Genomic DNA, 666 nt, shown 5'->3' on the forward strand with positions numbered 1-666 from the left:
CTTCTGCCGGTGACTTTGAAGCCTGAGTTTTTTCAACGGACCGTCCGGTGGCCGGTACCGGGGCGAGAAGTTGAGCTTTCGCCTCGGCCTTCGCCTTCGATTTGGCCGCATCACTTGCCGGTGTCGGAGCCTGAACCGGCTCCGGCGTTGCAACCGGCGTTGCTGATTGCTGCGTCTTTCCTACAGGCTTGGATGTACCTGGCGTATCAACCGGCGCCTTCACATTAGCCGGACGGGTCACCGGCACCGGCTTTGGTGCGGCGTGATCCTTCGACTTTGGCTTTTCCCCTACCGGGATCTTTGCCTTGGCTTCTGCCTGAGGTTCGATACTTTTTGGGGTCGCCACAGGAGTTTGAGGCGGCACGGTCTCGGGGGTGTTCGGTGCTGAAGCCTGTGGCTGCACGCTCTCGGACTTCTCCCCCGACAAAGCACGCTTAAGTTTCGAGGCGCGGGAATTTCCGCGTTCGGCGGCTTCGCGCTGTGCACGAGCTTCTCGCCGAGTCATAGGCTGGTTTTCGCCGGATGCCACTGAGGGCACCGCCGAAGCGTTGCCCTCAGTGTTGTCTGTCGAGCCTGGCATTAGACTTCCAGCAGCTCTGCTTCTTTTTTCTTCAGAATCTCATCGACCGAATCAACGTGCGACTTGGTCAGTGCGTCGAGTTCCTT

General features: G+C 59.3%; 1 pseudogene. It reads right to left on the reverse strand.

The annotated features are described in order from the left end of the window. A pseudogene (locus Q7C21_RS22350) lies at positions 1-364 on the reverse strand (hypothetical protein); the annotation flags it as partial. Positions 365-666 lie beyond the last annotated feature (302 nt).

The organism is Pantoea sp. ANP04 (genome assembly GCF_041982285.1).
Taxonomy (GTDB): Bacteria; Pseudomonadota; Gammaproteobacteria; order Enterobacterales; family Enterobacteriaceae; genus Pantoea; species Pantoea eucalypti.